We start from the raw sequence: 18,120 nt of genomic DNA, 5'->3' as shown, positions 1-18,120 counted from the left end.
TGATTAAGTCATACGCATCCCATTTGCCCAGGGGAATGACAATGCGCACCACCCAGCCACTGACCATTACCTTGCCGCTTGAGATGGCGCAGATGGTGAAGGACAAGGTTTCATCCGGCGAGTACGCCACCGAAAGCGAAGTCATCCGCGATGGCTTGAGAACGCTTGCCGCACGCGACGCAGCGGTCGATCGCTGGCTGCGGGAAGAGGTTGCGCCAACAATGGATGCGCTTCAGAAGGATCCTTCGCTCGTCTCACCTCTCGAGGAAGTACGCAAGCGACTTCACAACCGCATTGATGCACTGGCGGGCAAGCGTTCACGCCAAGCGTGACGCACAGGGTCGTCTTCAGTGAGGCCGCAGAAAAAGACCTGCTGGATTTGCTGATCTATCTGGTTCCACAGGCTGGCGAACGAATTGCGCGAGCCTATGTCGATCGCCTCATCGATTACTGTTCGGACTTTGATACTTTTCCCGAACGCGGGACGCGCCATGATGATGTCAGGCCAGGCCTCCGCACCGTGGGCTATCGCAGGCGGGCGACGATCGCATTCACCATCAAAGACAAGACCGTGACGATCGTTCGAATCTTTCACGGCGGGCGAGACGTCATCCTCTCCGACGAAGACGACGCCTTCTGACGGCCACCTCATCAAGCCCGTCTCGACCCCTCCAGCGGCACCTCGCGCTCATTCAGCATCCGCGCTTCGCTGCGCACCCGCTGACGCTCGTCGATGAACGCCGCTTGGATCGTGACGGTTGCCCCCGGCAGCCCGTCGGCACGGCAGGCCGAGCAGACGATGCGGCCCGACAATGCGGCCAGCGGTGTATTTCCCGTCACCCCGAACCGCTTCAACTGATCGGGCCGCCACCATCTGTTGCGGCCGCAATCGGCGCACTCGACCGAGATCGAGGCGACATGCGCGATCACTGGTTCCCTGCCAGGCAATGCCATCGCCCCTCCTCACCTTTTTTGTTCCTGATTTGTTCGCATATTCCTGTGTTTTGCGCCGGGAGTCGAGTCGCAGTTTTCAAACAGCCATAAAAGTTTTTCTTCTATAATTTTTTGAGTTATGCTTATGTCTCTTTGCAAATGTGAGTCGGGCCACGAACCCACCGCCACATTAGTCCTGGGAGTGACAATGGACGCCGCCGATTTCGCCCGCGCCTGCGGTTATGCCGGCGACAGCCCAGCTCTGCTCGAAGCTTTCGAGGCGATCCGCCGCAATGGCATCGCGTACGCCCGCCAGGATCACATCAGGCGCAAGGCTGTCATCGACGAGCTGAAATACTCGGAGACCTTGTTCCTGGCCGCGCTCGGCCCGGCACTGTCGGCTGAAGAAGCCATCACGGATGCCGTTCGCCTCATCGCCTGCTGGCGCAACTTGCCGCGCTGGCGCCAGGAGCAGCGCCTGCCTGACCTCATCCGAGCCAAACAGCAGCGTCTGGTGGCGCGCTACTTCCGCCGTTACAGCCATCTTCTGTGGGCATGCGAGGCTGAGAAGCGGTTCGCATAGCGCGGGGGAGATGTCCGGCAGGACAGAGGGGGTGGACCGGCGCTAAGCGCTCCTCGTTGCCTCACCTTCGCACCCGCGACTTCAGCCACCGGTCGAACGCCACCGCCAGGATCAGGATCAGGCCGATGACGATGCTTTGCGTGTAGGACGACACGTTGTTGAACTGCAGCCCGTTCTGCAGCACGCCGATCAGGGCCGCGCCGACCACCGTACCGCCGACCGAGCCGATGCCGCCGAACAGCGAGGTGCCGCCGATGACGACGGCCGAGATGACAGTCAACTCGTAGCCGATGCCAGCCACCGCCTCCGATGAATTCAACCGCGCCGACAGCACGAAGGCGGCGAGCCCGGCGAAGAAGCCGACGATGACATAGACCGAGACCAGGATGCGGTCGACGCGCAGGCCGGAGAGCCTTGCCGCCTCGGCATTGCCGCCGACGGCATAGACGGCGCGGCCATAGCGCGTGTAGCGCAGCACGATGTGGCACAGGATGGCGGCGGCAGCGAAGATGAGCGCTGGCACCGGCACGGGGCCGATCAGCCCGGTGCCGAACCAGCGCATCGAGGCGTCGAAGCCCGAGATCGGGCCGCCGCTGGAGATGGTCAGCGTCAGCCCGCGAAACACCGTCAGCCCGCCCAGCGTGACGACGAAGGGCGGCACTTTCAGCCGCGTGATGACAAGCCCCTGCACACCACCGGCCGCCGCCCCCACAACTACGGCGGCGAGCAGAGCGGCGAACCACCCAAAACCTTGCGTGCCGGAGGTCGACAGCGACAGCGTGTTGGCGGTGCCGCCCTTGGCGACCACCGCGGCGACCATGCCGCAGAAGGCGAGCAGCGAGCCGACCGACAGGTCGATGCCGGCGGTGAGGATGACGAAGGTCATGCCGAGCGCGATCAGCCCGGTGATCGAGATCTGCCGCGTGATGTTGAACAGGTTGATCGGGTCCATGAAGCTAGGCTTCAGCATTGTGAAGACCACGATCAGCGCCAACAGGAACAGCAGCGGCCCGAAGCTCATCAGCAGGCGCGCGAAATTGATGCCGCCGCGCTGTTCCTCCGCCACGCTCATGGTGTCTCCTTGCAGTCGAGAGCCATCAGTTCCATCAGTCTTTCCTCGTTTGCCTCGACGCCCGGCATCTCGCCGGTGATGCGTCCCCGGCGCATGGTGACGATGCGGTCCGACACGGCCAGCACCTCGGGCAATTCGGACGAGATCATCATCACCGCGATGCCGCGCGCCGCAAGCTGCACCAGGATCTGGTGCACTTCCGTCTTGGCGCCGACATCGACGCCGCGCGTCGGTTCGTCGACGATCAGCACCTTCGGATCGCGCGCCAGCCAGCGCGCCAGGACCACCTTCTGCTGGTTGCCGCCTGACAGGCCCTCGATAGCCTGCTCGGGCGAGGCCATGCGGATCGACAGCATCTTCCTGAAGCCGGCAAGCGCATCGCGCTCGCGCCGCTCTGCCATGAAGCCGAAGCCGTTGCTGAAGCTGCCCAGCGATGCGACGGAGAAATTCGGCAGGATGCCGAGCGCAGCAAAGATCGCCTGGTGCTTGCGGTCCTCCGGCACCAGGCCGATGCCGAGCGCAATCGCATCGGCCGGTGACGCCGGGGTGATTTGCTTGCCATCGAGTGTGATGGTGCCGGCCGCGATGCGGTCGGCGCCGAAAATGGCGCGCGCCAGTTCGGTGCGGCCCGAGCCGACGAGACCGGCGACGCCGAGGATCTCGCCGGCCTTGAGATCGATGTCGACGCCGTCGAGCACGATGGCGTGCGGCGCCTCGGGATCGCGCACGGTGCGCAGTCCGCGCACCGACAGCACGACATCGCCGGCAACCGCGCGCTGCGCCGGCCGCGCATAAAGTTCCGACGCCGCCCGGCCGACCATCTTCTCGATGATCCTGGGCAGCGCGATCGGTCCGCCTTCGCGGTCGAGATGCCCGGCCAGCCTGCCGTCGCGCAGCACCGTCATGCGGTCGCAGATGGCCGACGCCTCCTCCAGCCGGTGGGTTACGAACATGATGGCGACGTTGTCCTTGCGCAGCCGGTCCATGATCGACAGCAGCCGCTGCACCTCGGTCTCGGTCAGCGCCGAGGTCGGTTCGTCCATGATGATCAGCCGGCTTTTCAGCGACAGCGCGCGCGCTATCTCGACCAGCTGCTGTTCGGCCACCGACAGAGCCGACACCGGCGTCGTCGGATCGATGGAGAGGCCGACGCGGGCGATGATGTCACGGGAGTCCTGCTCCATGCGCCGCCAGCTGACCAGCCCGAGCGGACCAACTGGCGCGCGGCCGATAAAAATATTCTCCGCCACCGTCAGCGTCGGGATCAGGCTGAGCTCCTGATAGATGGTGACGATGCCGAGCCGCTTGGCATCCTGGGGGCTCGATGGCTGATAGTCGGCGCCGTCGAAAATGATGCGGCCGCCCGACGGCGGCATGACGCCCGACAGGATTTTCAGCAGTGTCGACTTGCCGGCGCCGTTTTCGCCAAGCAGGCCGAGGATTTCGCCAGGGCGGATGTCGAGCGAGACATCGCTGAGCGCGGTGACGCCGGAGAAATGCTTGGTAATGCCCTCGACGGCAAGCAGGATAGGTTCGGGCGATGCGGCTTCAGCAGGCGACAATGGTTGCTTCCTCGATGCAGTTCATCACGGCTCCATCAGCGCTTGAGCACCCCCTCTGTCCTGCCGGATGTCCGGCAGGACAGAGGGGGGTGCTGTCCCGCCGGCTTACCAATCGCCCCTACTTCGTCTCGCCAATCCGCTCCGCCTTGTCGAGATTGTCCTTGCCGATGACAATCGGTGTGAGCAGCACCAGCTTCTCCTTCGGCTCGGTCTTGTCCTTGGCAAAGGCGACCGCGATGCGGACCGCCGTGCGCGACTGCTCGCCGGGGAACTGCTCGACGGTGCCGGCAAGCTTGCCGTCGCGCACCGCGACCAGCGCTTCGGGAAGCGCGTCGAAGCCGTAGATCTTGACGTCGGTGAAGTTGCGCGCGGCACAGGCTTCCATGGCGCCGAGTGCCATGTCGTCATTGGCGCAGACGATGGCGTCCGGCTTGCCGTTGGCGGCAAGGCCGGCTTCGGTCACCGACAGCGCCTCGGCGCGGGCGAAGTTGGCGGTCTGCTCGAAGACGATCTGGTACTTGTCCTTCAGGGGATCGAGCACATTGTGCACGCCCTTGTTGCGGTCGATCGCCGGGCCGGCGCCTGGCTGGCCCTGCAGATGGAAGAGCTTGGCGCCGTTGGGGAACGCCGCAACCATCGCCTGGGCTTCGGCCTCGCCGCCCTTGACGTTGTCGGCGCCGACATGGGCCAGAATACCCTCGACGCCGTCGACGCGGCGGTCGATCGTCACCACGGGAACGCCGGCCTTGACCGCTTCCTCGATAGCCGGCGCCAGCGCGTTGACGTCGAGCGGCGAGATGACGATGGCGTTGACCTTCTGCACCAGGGCCGCCTCGATGTCGGCGGTCTGTTTGGTGGCCGAGTTCTGGCCGTCGCTTTCCGTCAGATTGACGCCCTGCGCGGCGGCTTCCGCCTTGATCTCGTTCAGCATGTGCACGAAGAACGGAAAGCCGAGATTGGGCACGGAGCCCAGGATGGTGAGCTTGTTCTGCGCAAAGGCCGAGGGTGCGGCAAGCATCATGGCGCCAAAGGCCGCGGACGACAGCAGGAATTCGCGTCTGTTCATGAGATCCTCCTCCACAAGGACGCACGACCCCGAGAAACCGGGATCGGTTTCAGGAAGTATCGTGCGTCGGTTCAAAGTGTTGGAGCATCCTCCCTGCGCCCGAAAACGCATGCCGCTCCAGCCGGCCGCCGCTGTAAAAAAGAGCCTCCCATCGACGCCTGCGCGGGGATGCTAGCCCGGGGTCAACCATTTGTGCAACATCGATATAACGGAGCTACCGGGCAACTTATCGGAATTGTCGGATTTTTGGATTGCGGCTTCCTGCCCTTTGGCGATCGGCTCGGGTCGGCCGGGCCTTGCAGTCCGTTCTTTTTCTGGGCCAGGAAGCGAAAGCGCTGCTCCGACACGTGCGGCCGTCTCGCGTGGTCGGGGCGCCTGACTTCCATTCCCTTGGTCCGGCACTACTTTGGGACAATGCAGATCGTCAAAAGTGGCACCGGTTTTGGGAGAACGATATGCACGACAACAAGACCTGAATTTTCGAAGCCCACGATTTGGAGAATTGCATGAAGCCGCAAATCATCTGCCATATGCTGGCATCCCTTGACGGCGGCCTCCACCCGAGCCGCTACACCAAGAGCCCCGACGGCACCCTGGCCGAATGGTCCAGCCTCTATGAGCATATCCACAATGACCTCGCGGGCGATGCCTGGATCGTCGGCCGCGTCACCATGGCCGAGATGAGCAAAGCCGTCGCGCATCCGCCGGCCAATGCCGGCAAGGTCGACCGGCCCTATCATTTCGCGCAGGCCGGTGCGGGCATTTATGCCGTGGCGCTCGATCCCTCGGGCAGGCTTCACTTTTCCAAACCCGACATCGGCGGCGATCATGTCGTGGTGCTGCTTGGGCGTGACGTTGCCGACAGCCATCTCGCCGAACTTGCCGCCGACGGCGTGTCCTATATCGTCGCGGAAACCGCCGACATCGATCTCGCGTCGATGGTCGAGGTACTCTGCCGCGAATTCGGCATACGCAGGCTACTGCTCGAGGGCGGCGCCGGCATCAACGGTTCTTTCCTCGCGGCAGGGCTCGTCGATGAGCTGAGCCTTCTCGTCGCGCCGGCGCTCGACGGGCGGGCGGCAAACCAGGGTTTCGTCGAGTTCGGCGAGAGCGGCCTGGCGGGCAAGATGCAGTTGTCCCTGACGAGCTGCGAAGCGCTCGCGCATGGGCTCGTTCATCTGCGCTACGCCGTCGCGCCCTGAATGGATGCGCTCTCGTACAAGAGGGCCGGTAATCTGACTGAGATTACCGGCCCCATCTTGTCCACTCTGGCGCCGAGGCTTCAGCCGTCAGTCGGCGTATGGCATGGCATCAAGATCGGCGATCAGCGTCGGGCCGGTCGGATGCCAGCCCAGCCGTGCCTGGGTCAGCGCGCTGGAGGCCGGCAGATCCATCGGCGCGAACATCGCCATCCTGCCGAAATGCTCCTCCGCCTTTTCCGGCGGTATCGAAACGACCGGCAATTTCAAACTCCGGCCAAGCGCCTCGGCGATTGCGCGCGCTTCGACACCCTCCTCGGCGACCGCGTGATAGCGCGCGCCCGGCTGCCGCTTTTCCACGGCGAGCCGGTAAAGGCGCGCCGCGTCGAGGAGATGGCCCGCGGAGAAGCGGTTGCGGCCTTCGCCGATATAGGCCGAGACGCCTTTCTGGCGCGCGATTTCGATGAAGAGCGTGATGAGCCCCTGCTTGACCGGATTGTGAACCTGCGGCAGGCGCACCACCGACAGGTTGATGCCGGCCTCCAGCAACGCATTGCCGGCCAGTTCCGACGCAATGCGCGGATTGGGATGGCTGGGGTTGAAGATGTCCTCGACTGCCGGTTGGCCATAGCCGGGGCTGCCCGCGCCGACGCCGGAGGTGATCACCAGCGGCCGCTCGGACCCCGCCAATGCCTGGCCGAGGGCCGCGATGACACGCTTGTCCTTTTCGCAATTCTCGACAAATCGAGAGAAGTCATGGTCGAACGCAGTGTGGATCACGGCTTCCGCCCTGGCCGCGCCATCGCGCAGGCCGTCGGGCTCTTCAAGCGTTCCCCGATGTACTTCGGCGCCAGCGGCGGCAAGCGCCTCGGCGCCGGCGTCGGAGCGGGTGACGCCGACCACCTGGTGGCCCGCCTTGATCAGTTCGGTAACCAGCGCCGAACCAATGAAACCGGTCGCGCCGGTGAGAAAGATACGCATGCAAAATCTCCTGCACAGTTGCCTGCGTAATATTGCTGGTCTATTATTCCATTAAAGTAGTGATCTTATCATGGTATAATGCCTAACAGGATGCCCATCAATTCAGCCGGCTCACTGGCAGCCTTCCTCAAGGACCGGCGCACCCGCCTCGATCCGGCTTCCTTCGGCTTCTCGGGGCGCAGGCGGACTCCGGGATTGCGCCGCGAAGAAGTCGCCCAGCGCGCCAACATAAGCCCGACCTGGTACACCTGGCTGGAACAGGGCCGCGGCGGCGCGCCCTCGGCTGACGTGCTGAACCGCATCGCCAAGGGGCTGATGCTGACCGAGCCGGAGCGCGAACATCTTTTCATGCTCGGGCTGGGTCGACCGCCCGAAGTTCGCTACAAGGGCGTCGAGGGGGTCAATCCGCGGCTCCAGCGACTGCTCGACACACTCGATGCCAGCCCAGCCCTGATCAAGACCGCCACCTGGGACGTCGTTGCCTGGAACCGCGCCGCGCAAATCGTGCTGACCGACTACAGCGCCCTGCCCGCCGGCCAGCGCAATATCCTGCGCTTCATGTTCCGCAGCCCTGTCATCCGCGCCAAGCAGCACGATTGGGAAAGCCTCGCCCGTTTCGTGGTGGGAACGTTCCGGGCCGATGCGGCACGCGCCGGCGCGGTGTCGGAGGTCGCCCAACTGGTCGACGAACTTTGCAGCGTCAGCCCCGAGTTTGCCGCCTTGTGGCAGGAAAACGACGTGCTCAGCCACGGTGACGGGACAAAGCGCCTGAAGCACCCGCAGCTCGGCGACATCGAGCTGGAATACTCGGCATTCTCGGTCGATGGACGCCCGGACTTGAGCATGATCGTCTACAACCCGATCGACAGCACGGTCGCCGACCGTATCCGCGCCCTCGCCCGGCGCCCCTCAGGGCAAGGGTTGGACCAGGGCTGATATCTGCGGCGACGGCGGACGGCGCGGATGCCGCCATTGCCCCATGCCCTGCATACAAGGCAGCAGCACGGCTTGCGAAGCCATCGCGGCCCATGGCATCTGTCGGCTTCACCAACACAAATGGCACTATGACACCACGGCAGACACGACAAAGCGGCAGGCAGGCGGCGCCCGGCGTCAGCCTGAACCGGGCGCTGTCGAAGCTTGGCCTGTGCTCGCGCACGCAGGCCGAGGTGCTGATCGCGGAAGGCCGCGTGCGTGTCGGCGGCAAGGTGGTGCGCAATGCCTCGCTGCGCGTCGACCTCAACCGCGACCGCATCGTCGTTGACGGTGATCAGGTCGTTGCCGAGCGCAAGGTCTATGTCATGCTCAACAAGCCGCGCGGGCTGGTCACCACCCGCGACGACCCGCAACAGCGCGACACCGTCTATGCCTGCCTCGAGGGGCTCGATTTGCCCTTCGTCTCGCCGGTCGGCCGCCTCGACAAGGCGAGCGAAGGCCTGCTGTTGATGACCAACGACACCCGCTTTGCCAACCGGCTGATGGACCCCGCCTCGCATTTGCCCAAGACCTACCACGTGCAGATCGGCACGGTGCCGGATGAGACGATGCTGGACAAATTCCGCGCGGGCGTCACCGTCGACGGCGAGACCCTGACCGCCAGCTCGATCCACCTCTTGCGCAGCGGCGGCCGCACAGCCTGGCTGGAGATCGTGCTCGACGAAGGCCGCAACCGCCACATCCGCCGCCTGCTCGCGGCGCAAGGCATCGAAGTGCTGCGCCTGATCCGCATCGCCATCGGCCGCCTGCAGCTTGGCGACCTCGCCAAGGGCACCGCGCGGCATCTGACACCGGAAGAACTGGCTCTGCTGGTGGATTGAGTGAGGCGTGTCGCCGGTGTCGGCGCACCGCGTCGGCGCTCTCCTGACGGAGGGCTGTCAGGAGACTTGGTCTATATCTGCCCATGGGGCGGCAGCGGCTCCAGCAATCCAGGAGCCATGCGATGAATTTCGTCTCTGTCCGCATCATCACGTCAGATGTCCAGCGCCTCGTGCGCTTCTACGGCGAAATCACCGGCATGCCGGTGACCATGTACACGGAAGACTTCGCCGAACTCGCAACACCTTCCTGCACGCTGGCGATCGGCAGCACGCGCACTTTGATGCTGTTCGGCGGCGACATCGCCCGCCCGGCCGACAACCACACGGCAATCCTCGAGTTCCGCGTCGGCGACGTCGACGCGGAATTCGCCAGGCTCTCGGACACCTTAAGGGACGTCACGGTACAGAAGCCGACCACCATGCCCTGGGGCAACCGGTCTATGCTGTTCCGCGACCCGGACGGCAATCTGGTGAACTTCTTCACGCCGGTGACCGCCGAGGCGATCAGGAAGTTCGACAGATAGGACTCTTGCGCCCTACTTCTGGTTCCACTTGCGCACGACCGGCTCGCTCAAATCATGCTCGTAGCCGAGCACGCTGATACTGGCCGTATCGAGCACGAACAGCGCACCATCTTCGGGCGGCAAGCCGAGCCAGCGCGCCCCCAGCACGCGCAAAAAATGCGCGCTGGAAAACACCAATATGTCGGCATTGGCCTTGCGCAATTCGGCGATGATCCTGTCCGCTCGCGCGCCGACATCGGCCGCAGTCTCGCCCTTCGGGCAACCATCGCGAAACACGGTCCAGCCGGGCCGCTCGGCCTGGATCTGTCTTGTCGTCAGCCCCTCATAGGCGCCGTAGTCCCATTCCTGCAGATCGTCCTTCTTGACGCTTTCGGCACCGAAGCCAGCCAGCACGCTGGTGTTGTAGGCACGCTGCGAAGGGCTCGACCACACCGCAGAGAACGACAGCCCTTTGAGTCGGTCCGCGACACCCCGCGCCGCGGCCTCGCCGGCCAGCGTCAACGGCATGTCGGTGCGGCCGGTGTGCTGCCCCGAAAGGCTCCACGCCGTCTGGCCATGCCGGACCAGATGTATCTGCGGAAACGCGCTGCTCATTGGATGCCTTTCGATGTCGCCCGCACCTTAGGGAACGATGCCGCAAAGGGGAATCCTGCTGACGCAAACGTGTGTGCAGCTTGGCCCTGATCCGCATCGAGTTGGCCCTGTGATCAGCCCGATGGCGCGACTATATCAAGGATAGCCTCCCAAGGCTCCCGCCACCACAAGGGCAGCGGCCCTTGCACAATAGGTCGAGATCATCATGTACAAACATCTGCTCATTGCCACGGACGGATCGGAACTGGCCGACAGGGGCGTTGCCCACGGTCTGGCGCTGGCCAGCGGCATTGGTGCCGCCGTCACTTTCATCACCGTCTCCGAACAATTCCCGATCTTCGCCTGGGGCGGCGCCATGGCGGGCTTTGCCGCTGGCGATGAACTGGCCGCCTACCAGGAAGAAGCGCGCAAATATGGCAAGAAGGTTCTCGACAAGTGCAAGGCATCGGCGAATGCGGCCGGCGTCTCCGCGGAGGTCGTCCATGTCGAGGACAAAAGACCGGCCGAGGCAATCCTGGAGCTGTCGCAGGCTCAAGGCTGCGACTTGATCGTGATGGCCTCGCACGGGCGTCGCGGACTGGGCAAGCTGCTTCTGGGAAGCCAGACGGCGGAAGTGCTGTCCTACACCGAAATCCCGGTGCTGGTGGTGCGGTAAGCGCCTCCGCAAATCTCCGGCAGACCGTAATGACAATGTCATTACAGTCTGCTATGGTCTGATGAAGAAGGGAGCTATTTATGCCAACATCACATCATCCGCTCCCGAAGAGTGTTCCGCTCAACATCCGCGTCAAGCCGGAAGTTCGCAATCTGATTGACCGTGCAGCGGAACTGCTCGGCAAGAATCGCACCGACTTCATGCTTGAAGCGTCGCAACGCGCCGCTGAGGACGCGTTGCTCAACCGTCTCGTGTTTACCGTCGAGCCGGATGTCTACGCTGCTTTTCTGGCACGTCTCGACGCGCCGCCGCAACAGAACGATCGATTGCGCCGCACCATGACGGCAAAGACTCCGTGGGACGCTTCGTGAGGCTGTCGGCTCCAGTTCCGCTCGCCGACCATCACGAACTCAGCGAATTTTTATCGGGCATACCCTCACTCGACGATTGGTTGAAAAAACGTGCCCTGACCAATCAGGCGGGCGGTGCATCCCGTACCTATGTGACCTGCGACGGTAACCGTGTCGTTGGCTACTACGCCATTGCCAGCGGCGGCGTGAAGATGGTCGAAGCTCCTGGTCGCTTCCGGCGCAATATGCCCGATCCGATCCCGGTTGCGGTGCTGGGCAGGTTAGCGGTCGACCAGGCACATCATGGGCGAGGCATCGGTCGTGCGCTGATGAGGGATGCTGGTCTGCGAATACTCCAGGCTGCTGACATACTGGGAATCCGAGGCTTACTGGTCCATGCGATATCCGAGGACGCCCGAGCCTTCTATCTGGCTGTCGGATTCGAGCCTTCTCCGGTCGAGCCATTGACGCTGATGGTGACGCTCGCCGATCTCAACCAGAGTCTCAGCTGACGATTGCGGGCTGCAAAGCCTGCGCTAGCGCAGGGCCTCGCCCACAAGATACACCCCCAGCGCCAGCAGCCCGGCGAAGAACACTTTGCGGAAGGTCTCGACGCTCATCTTCTGGCGTAGCGCCAGGCCGGCGAACATGCCGGCGAGAGCCGGCGCCAGGGCCAGGACCGACCCCGCCATTTGCGCCGTCTGCGACGCGAGAGCACCGGTCCTGAACAGCCCGATAGCGAGCGCTGCCGTCGACACGGTGAAGGAAAGGCCAAGCGCCTGGATCAGGTCTTCTTTCTCCAGCCGCAGCGATTGCAGATAGGGCACCGCCGGAATGACGAAGACGCCGGTGGCGCCGGTGACCAACCCGGTCGCCACGCCGACCAGCGGCGACGCCCACACTTCCTGGCGCGCCAGCGTGATGAAGCCTGCCTTGGCGAGACCGACAAGGGCATAGAGCACCAGCGCCGCGCCCAGCCCCGCCGAGGCCACGCCCGTATGTGCGCCGGTCAGCAGACCGGCGCCGGCTACGGTGCCGAGTACGATTCCGGCCATCATCGGCCACAACCGCTTGCACAGGCCGCCGAAGGATGGCCCGGTCAGCAATTGCCAGAGATTGGTGACCAGCGACGGAATCAACAGCAAAGCGGCTGCCTGTGGCGGCCGCATCGTCACCGCCAGCAGTCCCATCGCCACGGTCGGCAGCCCCATGCCGACGACGCCCTTGACGAAGCCCGCAGTGAGGAAGACAGCGCCGATCCAGGCGATAATGCCAGCGCTCAGCATGATCGCACTTTCGCCGCCGGATCAGTCATGCAGCAGCATGTCGGTTGCGTCGGCATCCGCGCTGGCAGCCTTTGTCGGCGCAGCATCGCGGCTGACGGAAGCGACCGTCGCTGCACATTCCCGCAGGCCTGGCTCCGCTCGCGCCATGGCAAGGCCAGCCACGACGATGGCCAACACAATCGCCGCGCTTTCAAGAATGCCGAACCGGCTTGATGTTCGTTCGTTCATGACACTGCTCCTTCGAAACTGTTGACGAAGATCTCGGCCGATCACAATGTGGAAATCGCGCTGCCAGCCTTCGGCCAGACCGAAGGCTGGGGCAAAGCCGACCGCCTTCCCCCAGGCCGCCGGGCTGTGTGCAGGGAGCAAGAGAATGCGCTTCGATCTGGTCGATCTCAGGCTGTTCCTGCTGGTGGCCGAGCGCGGCAGCATCACCCACGGCGCCGAGCTTGCTGGACTGGCCCTTGCCTCGGCCAGTGCCCGCATCAAGGGCATGGAGGAGCGGCTCGGCGCGCCGCTCTTGGAGCGCCGCCGGCGAGGCGTGGTGCCGACGGCGGCCGGACAGGCGTTGCTGCATCACGCAAGGGCCGTGCAGAACCAGATCGAGGCGTTGGCCGGCGATCTCGCCGCCTATGCCAGCGGTTTGCGCGCCCGTGTCCGGTTGATGGCCAACACCGCCGCCACCGGCGAGCTGCTGCGCGGCATCCTGCCGGCCTTCCTGGTCGCGCAACCCCGGATCGACATCGATCTAGACGAGCGGCCGAGCCATGAGATCGCGGAAGCCATGGCCAGCGGCGCTGCCGATCTCGGCATCGCCGCGACCTGGGCCGGCCTGTCGCATCTCGAGCAGAAACCGTTCTTCACCGACCGGCTGGTGGTGATCGCCGCGCGAAACTGGCCCGGCCTTCCAGGCTTGCGTACAGCCAGTCTCAGCGACGTGATCGGCGAACCCTTCGTTGGCCTCAGCACCGGCCATGCGCTGCAGGAGCACATCAGTCGCCAGGCCGCCCGCCTTGGCGGCCATCTGAATTTTCGCATCCGCGTGCCTGGCCTCGACAATGTCTGCCGGCTGGTCGCACAAGGCGGCGGCCTCGCCGTCGTGCCGGAAAGTGTGGCGCGCCGCTCGGCACGCTCAGTGCGTAGCCTGCGGCTGGCCGATGACTGGGCGACGCGCCAGCTCAACCTCTGCGCCCGCCGCTTCGACGATTTGACGCCGCAGGCAAAGTTGCTGGCCGCCGCGCTGGTCTGAATTCCACAGCCGAACAGCAAGCGGCTGCATCCGCGCCGGCGACCATTGTCCCCGTCAATGCGAAAACAACGCCTTGCATTTCAAAAATCCGTGACATAGCTTGTTTGCACATTGGCAAAGAAATTGCCGAAGTTTTTTCCTTTTGTGAAAGACGGGGACTTTGCGGGAACATCTCGATCTGACCGATCGGCGGCTGGTCAAACAGCTGTCGCAGGACGCCCAACCGGGCATCAACCGCATCGCCGAGATCTTGGCGGTTTCGGTTCCGACGGTGCGCTCGCGGCTGCGCAACCTGCTCGACCGCAACCTGCTCAAGATCGTCGGGCTGCTGAACCTGACCGAGCGGCCCGAGCTGATCTCGGCGATCGTCGGCATCAACGCCCAAGGGCGCGGCCGGGCCCGCGAGCTGGCGCAGCGCATTTCCGAACTGCCCTTCGTCAACTCGGCTTCGGTGGTAACCGGGCGCTTCGACATCATCGTCGACGTGACGGTGGCCGGTGATGTCGCCGATCTCTACCGCGTCACCAGCGAGTTGATCCCGGGCGCCGGCGAGCCGGGCGAAGTGGTGCGCAGCGAGACCTTCGTCGTCATGGCGTCCTGCAACAAATGGGTCAGCCTGCCCGAAGGCTGCTGGTCGGACGACCGCAAGGAGCCGGCATGAAGATCGCGGTTCTCGGTGGCCTCGGCCTGCAAGGCCGCGCGGCCATCGCCGACCTCGTCGTCAGCGACGGCGTTGAGGAAATTGTCTGCGTCGACACCGCAGCGGACGGTCCTGCCCGGATTGCCGGCCTGACCGACCTTGCTCGCGTGCGCTTCGTCGTGCCCGATGGCGCCATCGGCCCGGCGCTGGCCAAAGTGCTCGATGATGTCGACGCCGTCATAGATCTGTTGCCGCAGCCGCTGATGCGCGAGGCGGTGCAGGCCGCCATCGCCACGCGGACGCCGCTGGTCACCACCAATTACGCCAAGTCGATCGCCGACCTGGCGCCGGCGGCCGAACAGGCCGGCGTTCCGATCATGACCGAATGCGGGCTCGACCCCGGCATCGACCTCGTGCTCTACGCCCGTGCCGCAAAGCAGTTCGACTCCATCACGGCAATCGATTCCTACTGCGGCGGCATCCCCGAGCCGAAGGCGATGGCCAAGCCGCTTTGCTACAAGGTGAGCTGGAATTTCGACATGGTCCTGGTCAGCCAGAACCGCGACAGCGTGATGATCGAGGACGGAAAACGCGTCGCTGTGCCAGCCGGTCAGCAGCACGCCAACCCTTTCATCCATGAGATCGAGGTCGCAGGCTTGGGCAAGCTCGAAGCCTTCCCCAATGGCGATGCGCTGCGTTATGTCGAGATGCTGGACGCCGCCAAGGGGCTGTGCCGCTCCGGCCGCTACACGCTGCGTTGGCCGGGATGGTCGGCCTTCTGGGCGCCGCTGAAGGAGCTCGGCTTCCTCTCCGAAGACAAGGTGCCCGGCACCTCCAACAGCCCGCGCGAATTCCTCGGCCGGCTGCTCGGGCCCCAATTGCAATATGGCCCCGGCGAAAAGGATCTTTGCGTGATGCGCAATGTCTTTTCCGGCCTCGAAGGCGGCCGCGCCAAGACGGTGACATCGGACCTGATCATCGAGCGGGACCTCGTCTCCGGCCTGTTCGGCATGAGCCTCGGCGTCGGCTACCCCGCCAGCATCGTGGCGCAGATGCTGGCACGCGACGACATCACCAAGCCCGGCCTGCTCAACCCGCTGCTCGATGTGCCTGACGAGCCCTTCTTCGACTCGCTAGCCAGACGCGGCATCAATGTCACCGAAACGGTGGCCTGGGGCTGAGGATTTTCGAACGGTGGCTGCCGCCGGCAACGGTGCCGCCGCTCAAAAAAGGGCCCGAGGAAATCCGCGGGCAGATACCAACGACAACAGGGAGGACTACCGAAATGAAGATTGCCAGACTTTTCATCGCCGGACTTGCGTTCGCCGGGCTCGCCACTGCGGCCACGGCCGGAACACTGGACGACATCACCAAGCGCGGCGAACTTCGCGTCGCCGTGCAGACCCAGGGTCCCCCCTTCTCGCTGGTCGGCGCCAATGGCGAACGCACCGGCAGTTCGGTTGAACTGGCCGAACTGATGGCCAAGGAAATGGGCGTGAAAATCACCTTCCTCGACTTCGACTGGGACGGCCTGATCCCGGCGCTGCTCTCGGGCAAGGCCGATCTGCTGGTCGCCGACATGACGCCGACATTGGCGCGCGGCATGAAGGTCGCCTTCACCACGCCTTACATGTACACGGGCAGCACCGTCTTCACCAAGGCCGACGGCAAGTTCAAGACGACCGAGGATTGCAAGGCCAAGGGCACCAAGATCGCCGTGCTGCTGGGCGCCACCGGCGAGAAGGAAGCCAAGACCGCGTTCCCCGATGCCGACGTCAAGAGCTACAAGGGCGGTGGTCCACTGCTGCTCGATGCCGTCAACAACGGCCAGGCCGATTGCGGCGTCAACGACGTCTCGGCGGTCAAGGGTCAGTCGACGGCGTATCCGGCCGGCTCCTTCACCATCATGCCGGACCTTTTGTCGAAGGAACCGCTTGCCTTCGCCACCCGCTATGACGAGCCGGACCTGCTGGTCTGGATGAACCTGTTCCTCAACCAGGTCAGCATAGACGGCCGCCTGCAGAAGAACCTCGACTACTGGGTCAATTCCGACGCCTGGAAGAAAGACCACTGAGGAATTAGGGAGTAGCGAATAGGGAGTAGCGAGTAGCGAGTAGCGAGTGGTGAACGGCTGTTCCGGCCACGCTTTGCTGCTCCCCACTTCCCTACTCGCTACTCGCTACTCGCTATTCGCTATTCGCTACTCGCTATTCGCTAATCACCCTTCCCTCTTCACCGCCACGCGCCCATGCTCGAGAATTTCAGTTTCCGCACAATCGTCGAATATCTGCCCCTGTTCGGGCAGGGCCTGATCACGACCGTCTGGCTGTCGGCGCTGTCCTTTGTCGGTGCGCTCGTCGTCGGCATAGTGCTGTGCGCGGCGAACCTGCAGCGCGGCTGGCTATTCCGCACACCGGCCAAGGCCTATATCGACGCCGTGCGCGCCACGCCCCTGCTGGCGCAGCTTTATTTCCTCTATTTCGGCTTGCCCAGGCTCGGCTTCGTCCTGCCGGAGCTGGTCGTCGGCATCCTCGCGCTATCGCTCAACAGCGGCGCCTATATCGCTGAAATCATTCGCGCCGGCATCCTGTCGATCCCGCGCGGCCAGGTCGAAGCCAGCGTCGCCTCTGGCATGACCTATGTCCAGCGCATGCGCCTTGTCGTCCTGCCGCAAGCCTTCAAGGTGACTATCCCGCCGCTGCTCGGCCAGGCGATCGTGCTGGTCAAGGATTCCGCACTGCTGTCGCTGATCTCGGTTTCCGAACTGACGCGCGCCGGCCAGTTGCTCGCCTCCGACCGCTTCATGCCAGCCGAAGGCTTCCTCACCATCGCCGCCTTCTATCTGCTGCTCTATTACGGACTGAAGGGACTGGCTGGCCTGTCCAGCCGCTGGCTCGGCGCAGCCGGGGCCCGCACATGATCTGGCAACAGCTGCAAAGCCTCGCCGGCTCCTATCCGCTGGCCCTGCGCGGCCTCGGCATGACCGTGGTGCTGTCGCTGATCAGCCTGGTGCTCGGCACCTCGCTCGGCTTCGGTCTCGGCCTCCTGCGCACCGGTGGCAATCGGCTGATATCAGCCATCATCGGCGCCTGGGTCGACCTGATCCGCGGCACGCCCTTCCTGGTGCAGATCTTCCTGATCTTCTTTATCCTGCCGGAGTTGGGCATCGAACTCGACGCCTTCACTGCCGGCATCATCGCGCTGACCAATCTGGCCGCATGCTTCATCTGCGAGATCGTCGCCGCCGGCATCCGCTCGGTGCCGACAGGCCAGGTCGAGGCGGCACTCGCGTCCGGCCTGTCGCGCTGGCAGCGCATGCGCCAGGTGGTGCTGCCGCAGGCGATGCGCATCGTGCTCCCTCCGCTGGTCGGGCAGTATGTGCTGTTGATCAAGGATTCTTCCGTCGTCTCCGCCATCGGACTGACCGATCTCACCCGCGTCGGCTGGTTGGTGGTGCAGCGTGTGCCGAACGGCCTTCTGGTCTTCTTCCTCGTCGGCGTCGGCTATTTCATCGTCTGCTATCCCCTGATCATGCTCGCCCGCCGGCTCGAGCGCCGCATGGGTGCGGCGCATGGCGAGGTGCAGCTGTGACATCGAACCCGAAGGGCC

Annotated in this window: 24 protein-coding genes; 16 read left to right on the top strand and 8 right to left on the bottom strand. The window is 64.3% G+C overall.

Annotated elements, in window-relative coordinates; genetic code table 11:
• Positions 1 to 41 precede the first annotated feature (41 nt).
• Together NKJ90_RS29410 and NKJ90_RS29405 are read left to right on the top strand one after the other, a co-directional pair.
• Complete coding sequence (locus NKJ90_RS29410) at positions 42 to 332, top strand: ribbon-helix-helix domain-containing protein (protein WP_023760062.1); 291 nt, start codon at positions 42 to 44, stop codon at positions 330 to 332.
• Positions 329 to 640, top strand: a complete 312-nt coding sequence (locus NKJ90_RS29405) for a type II toxin-antitoxin system RelE/ParE family toxin (protein ID WP_023760061.1) — start codon at positions 329 to 331, stop codon at positions 638 to 640. Before NKJ90_RS29410 ends, NKJ90_RS29405 begins: the two co-directional genes overlap by 4 nt.
• A gap of 11 nt (positions 641 to 651) precedes the next feature.
• Here NKJ90_RS29405 and NKJ90_RS29400 read toward each other — a convergent pair whose 3' ends face one another.
• Complete coding sequence (locus NKJ90_RS29400) at positions 652 to 954, bottom strand: hypothetical protein (protein WP_031260430.1); 303 nt, start codon at positions 952 to 954, stop codon at positions 652 to 654.
• A 187-nt stretch (positions 955 to 1,141) separates the two neighbouring features.
• Between NKJ90_RS29400 and NKJ90_RS29395 the strand changes: the two genes are divergently transcribed.
• Positions 1,142 to 1,516, top strand: a complete 375-nt coding sequence (locus NKJ90_RS29395) for a hypothetical protein (RefSeq protein WP_023760059.1) — start codon at positions 1,142 to 1,144, stop codon at positions 1,514 to 1,516.
• A 61-nt stretch (positions 1,517 to 1,577) separates the two neighbouring features.
• Here NKJ90_RS29395 and NKJ90_RS29390 read toward each other — a convergent pair whose 3' ends face one another.
• The 3 genes from NKJ90_RS29390 to NKJ90_RS29380 all read right to left on the bottom strand — a co-directional run bounded on the left by NKJ90_RS29390 (position 1,578) and on the right by NKJ90_RS29380 (position 5,216).
• Positions 1,578 to 2,588, bottom strand: a complete 1,011-nt coding sequence (locus tag NKJ90_RS29390; protein WP_352487457.1) for an ABC transporter permease — start codon at positions 2,586 to 2,588, stop codon at positions 1,578 to 1,580.
• On the bottom strand, positions 2,585 to 4,150 hold the full coding sequence (locus NKJ90_RS29385; RefSeq protein ID WP_023760057.1) for a sugar ABC transporter ATP-binding protein: 1,566 nt from the start codon (positions 4,148 to 4,150) through the stop codon (positions 2,585 to 2,587). Before NKJ90_RS29385 ends, NKJ90_RS29390 begins: the two co-directional genes overlap by 4 nt.
• A 118-nt stretch (positions 4,151 to 4,268) precedes the next feature.
• Complete coding sequence (locus tag NKJ90_RS29380; protein ID WP_023760056.1) at positions 4,269 to 5,216, bottom strand: substrate-binding domain-containing protein; 948 nt, start codon at positions 5,214 to 5,216, stop codon at positions 4,269 to 4,271.
• Between the two features lie 506 nt (positions 5,217 to 5,722).
• Here NKJ90_RS29380 and NKJ90_RS29375 point away from each other — a divergent pair.
• A complete protein-coding gene (locus NKJ90_RS29375; RefSeq protein ID WP_023760055.1) occupies positions 5,723 to 6,418 on the top strand; it encodes a RibD family protein in 696 nt (231 codons plus the stop codon).
• Between the two features lie 87 nt (positions 6,419 to 6,505).
• On the opposite strand, the gene NKJ90_RS29370 is transcribed toward NKJ90_RS29375, so the two are convergent.
• On the bottom strand, positions 6,506 to 7,396 hold the full coding sequence (locus tag NKJ90_RS29370; RefSeq protein WP_023760054.1) for an SDR family oxidoreductase: 891 nt from the start codon (positions 7,394 to 7,396) through the stop codon (positions 6,506 to 6,508).
• A gap of 90 nt (positions 7,397 to 7,486) precedes the next feature.
• Between NKJ90_RS29370 and NKJ90_RS29365 the strand changes: the two genes are divergently transcribed.
• From NKJ90_RS29365 to NKJ90_RS29355, 3 genes are all read left to right on the top strand, one after another.
• A complete protein-coding gene (locus NKJ90_RS29365) occupies positions 7,487 to 8,332 on the top strand; it encodes a helix-turn-helix transcriptional regulator (protein ID WP_352487456.1) in 846 nt (281 codons plus the stop codon).
• 128 nt (positions 8,333 to 8,460) lie between these two features.
• The gene (locus NKJ90_RS29360) at positions 8,461 to 9,213 is read left to right on the top strand and encodes a pseudouridine synthase (RefSeq protein WP_031260426.1); all 753 of its coding nucleotides are present in this window, start codon (positions 8,461 to 8,463) and stop codon (positions 9,211 to 9,213) included.
• 122 nt (positions 9,214 to 9,335) lie between these two features.
• Complete coding sequence (locus NKJ90_RS29355) at positions 9,336 to 9,737, top strand: VOC family protein (protein WP_023760051.1); 402 nt, start codon at positions 9,336 to 9,338, stop codon at positions 9,735 to 9,737.
• Between the two features lie 12 nt (positions 9,738 to 9,749).
• Here NKJ90_RS29355 and NKJ90_RS29350 read toward each other — a convergent pair whose 3' ends face one another.
• Positions 9,750 to 10,331, bottom strand: a complete 582-nt coding sequence (locus NKJ90_RS29350; protein WP_023760050.1) for a histidine phosphatase family protein — start codon at positions 10,329 to 10,331, stop codon at positions 9,750 to 9,752.
• Positions 10,332 to 10,536: 205 nt separating this feature from the next.
• Here NKJ90_RS29350 and NKJ90_RS29345 point away from each other — a divergent pair, with 205 nt between their 5' ends.
• The 3 genes from NKJ90_RS29345 to NKJ90_RS29335 all read left to right on the top strand — a co-directional run bounded on the left by NKJ90_RS29345 (position 10,537) and on the right by NKJ90_RS29335 (position 11,848).
• Complete coding sequence (locus NKJ90_RS29345) at positions 10,537 to 10,986, top strand: universal stress protein (protein ID WP_023760049.1); 450 nt, start codon at positions 10,537 to 10,539, stop codon at positions 10,984 to 10,986.
• 80 nt (positions 10,987 to 11,066) lie between these two features.
• Entirely contained in the window at positions 11,067 to 11,357 is a 291-nt protein-coding gene (locus NKJ90_RS29340; protein WP_023760048.1) for a type II toxin-antitoxin system TacA family antitoxin, read from the top strand.
• A complete protein-coding gene (locus tag NKJ90_RS29335; protein ID WP_031260423.1) occupies positions 11,354 to 11,848 on the top strand; it encodes a GNAT family N-acetyltransferase in 495 nt (164 codons plus the stop codon). Before NKJ90_RS29340 ends, NKJ90_RS29335 begins: the two co-directional genes overlap by 4 nt.
• Before the next feature lie 24 nt (positions 11,849 to 11,872).
• Here the strand turns inward: NKJ90_RS29335 and NKJ90_RS29330 are convergent, their stop codons facing one another.
• Positions 11,873 to 12,622: a sulfite exporter TauE/SafE family protein gene (locus tag NKJ90_RS29330; RefSeq protein WP_023760046.1), complete on the bottom strand. Its 750-nt coding sequence runs from the start codon at positions 12,620 to 12,622 to the stop codon at positions 11,873 to 11,875.
• Between the two features lie 21 nt (positions 12,623 to 12,643).
• Positions 12,644 to 12,850, bottom strand: a complete 207-nt coding sequence (locus NKJ90_RS29325; RefSeq protein ID WP_352487455.1) for a hypothetical protein — start codon at positions 12,848 to 12,850, stop codon at positions 12,644 to 12,646.
• Positions 12,851 to 12,995: 145 nt separating this feature from the next.
• Here NKJ90_RS29325 and NKJ90_RS29320 point away from each other — a divergent pair, with 145 nt between their 5' ends.
• The 6 genes from NKJ90_RS29320 (at position 12,996) to NKJ90_RS29295 (ending at position 18,102) form a co-directional block, all read left to right on the top strand.
• The gene (locus NKJ90_RS29320; protein WP_023760044.1) at positions 12,996 to 13,871 is read left to right on the top strand and encodes a LysR substrate-binding domain-containing protein; all 876 of its coding nucleotides are present in this window, start codon (positions 12,996 to 12,998) and stop codon (positions 13,869 to 13,871) included.
• Positions 13,872 to 14,031: 160 nt separating this feature from the next.
• Positions 14,032 to 14,532 (top strand): Lrp/AsnC family transcriptional regulator, encoded by a 501-nt coding sequence (locus NKJ90_RS29315; RefSeq protein ID WP_023760043.1) that lies wholly within the window; start codon positions 14,032 to 14,034, stop codon positions 14,530 to 14,532.
• Positions 14,529 to 15,692: a saccharopine dehydrogenase family protein gene (locus NKJ90_RS29310; protein WP_023760042.1), complete on the top strand. Its 1,164-nt coding sequence runs from the start codon at positions 14,529 to 14,531 to the stop codon at positions 15,690 to 15,692. Before NKJ90_RS29315 ends, NKJ90_RS29310 begins: the two co-directional genes overlap by 4 nt.
• Positions 15,693 to 15,796: 104 nt before the next feature.
• Complete coding sequence (locus NKJ90_RS29305; protein ID WP_023760041.1) at positions 15,797 to 16,585, top strand: ABC transporter substrate-binding protein; 789 nt, start codon at positions 15,797 to 15,799, stop codon at positions 16,583 to 16,585.
• 174 nt (positions 16,586 to 16,759) lie between these two features.
• Positions 16,760 to 17,431 (top strand): amino acid ABC transporter permease, encoded by a 672-nt coding sequence (locus NKJ90_RS29300; protein ID WP_023760040.1) that lies wholly within the window; start codon positions 16,760 to 16,762, stop codon positions 17,429 to 17,431.
• Positions 17,428 to 18,102 carry an amino acid ABC transporter permease gene (locus NKJ90_RS29295; protein ID WP_352487454.1) on the top strand — a complete coding sequence of 225 codons (675 nt, stop codon included), beginning with the start codon at positions 17,428 to 17,430 and terminating at the stop codon, positions 18,100 to 18,102. Before NKJ90_RS29300 ends, NKJ90_RS29295 begins: the two co-directional genes overlap by 4 nt.
• Positions 18,103 to 18,120 lie beyond the last annotated feature (18 nt).

Source organism: Mesorhizobium sp. M0051 (assembly GCF_040323235.1).
Taxonomy (GTDB): domain Bacteria; phylum Pseudomonadota; class Alphaproteobacteria; order Rhizobiales; family Rhizobiaceae; genus Mesorhizobium.
Note: the sequence above shows the minus strand (reverse complement) of the source record. Positions and strands in the feature narration are given on the sequence as shown.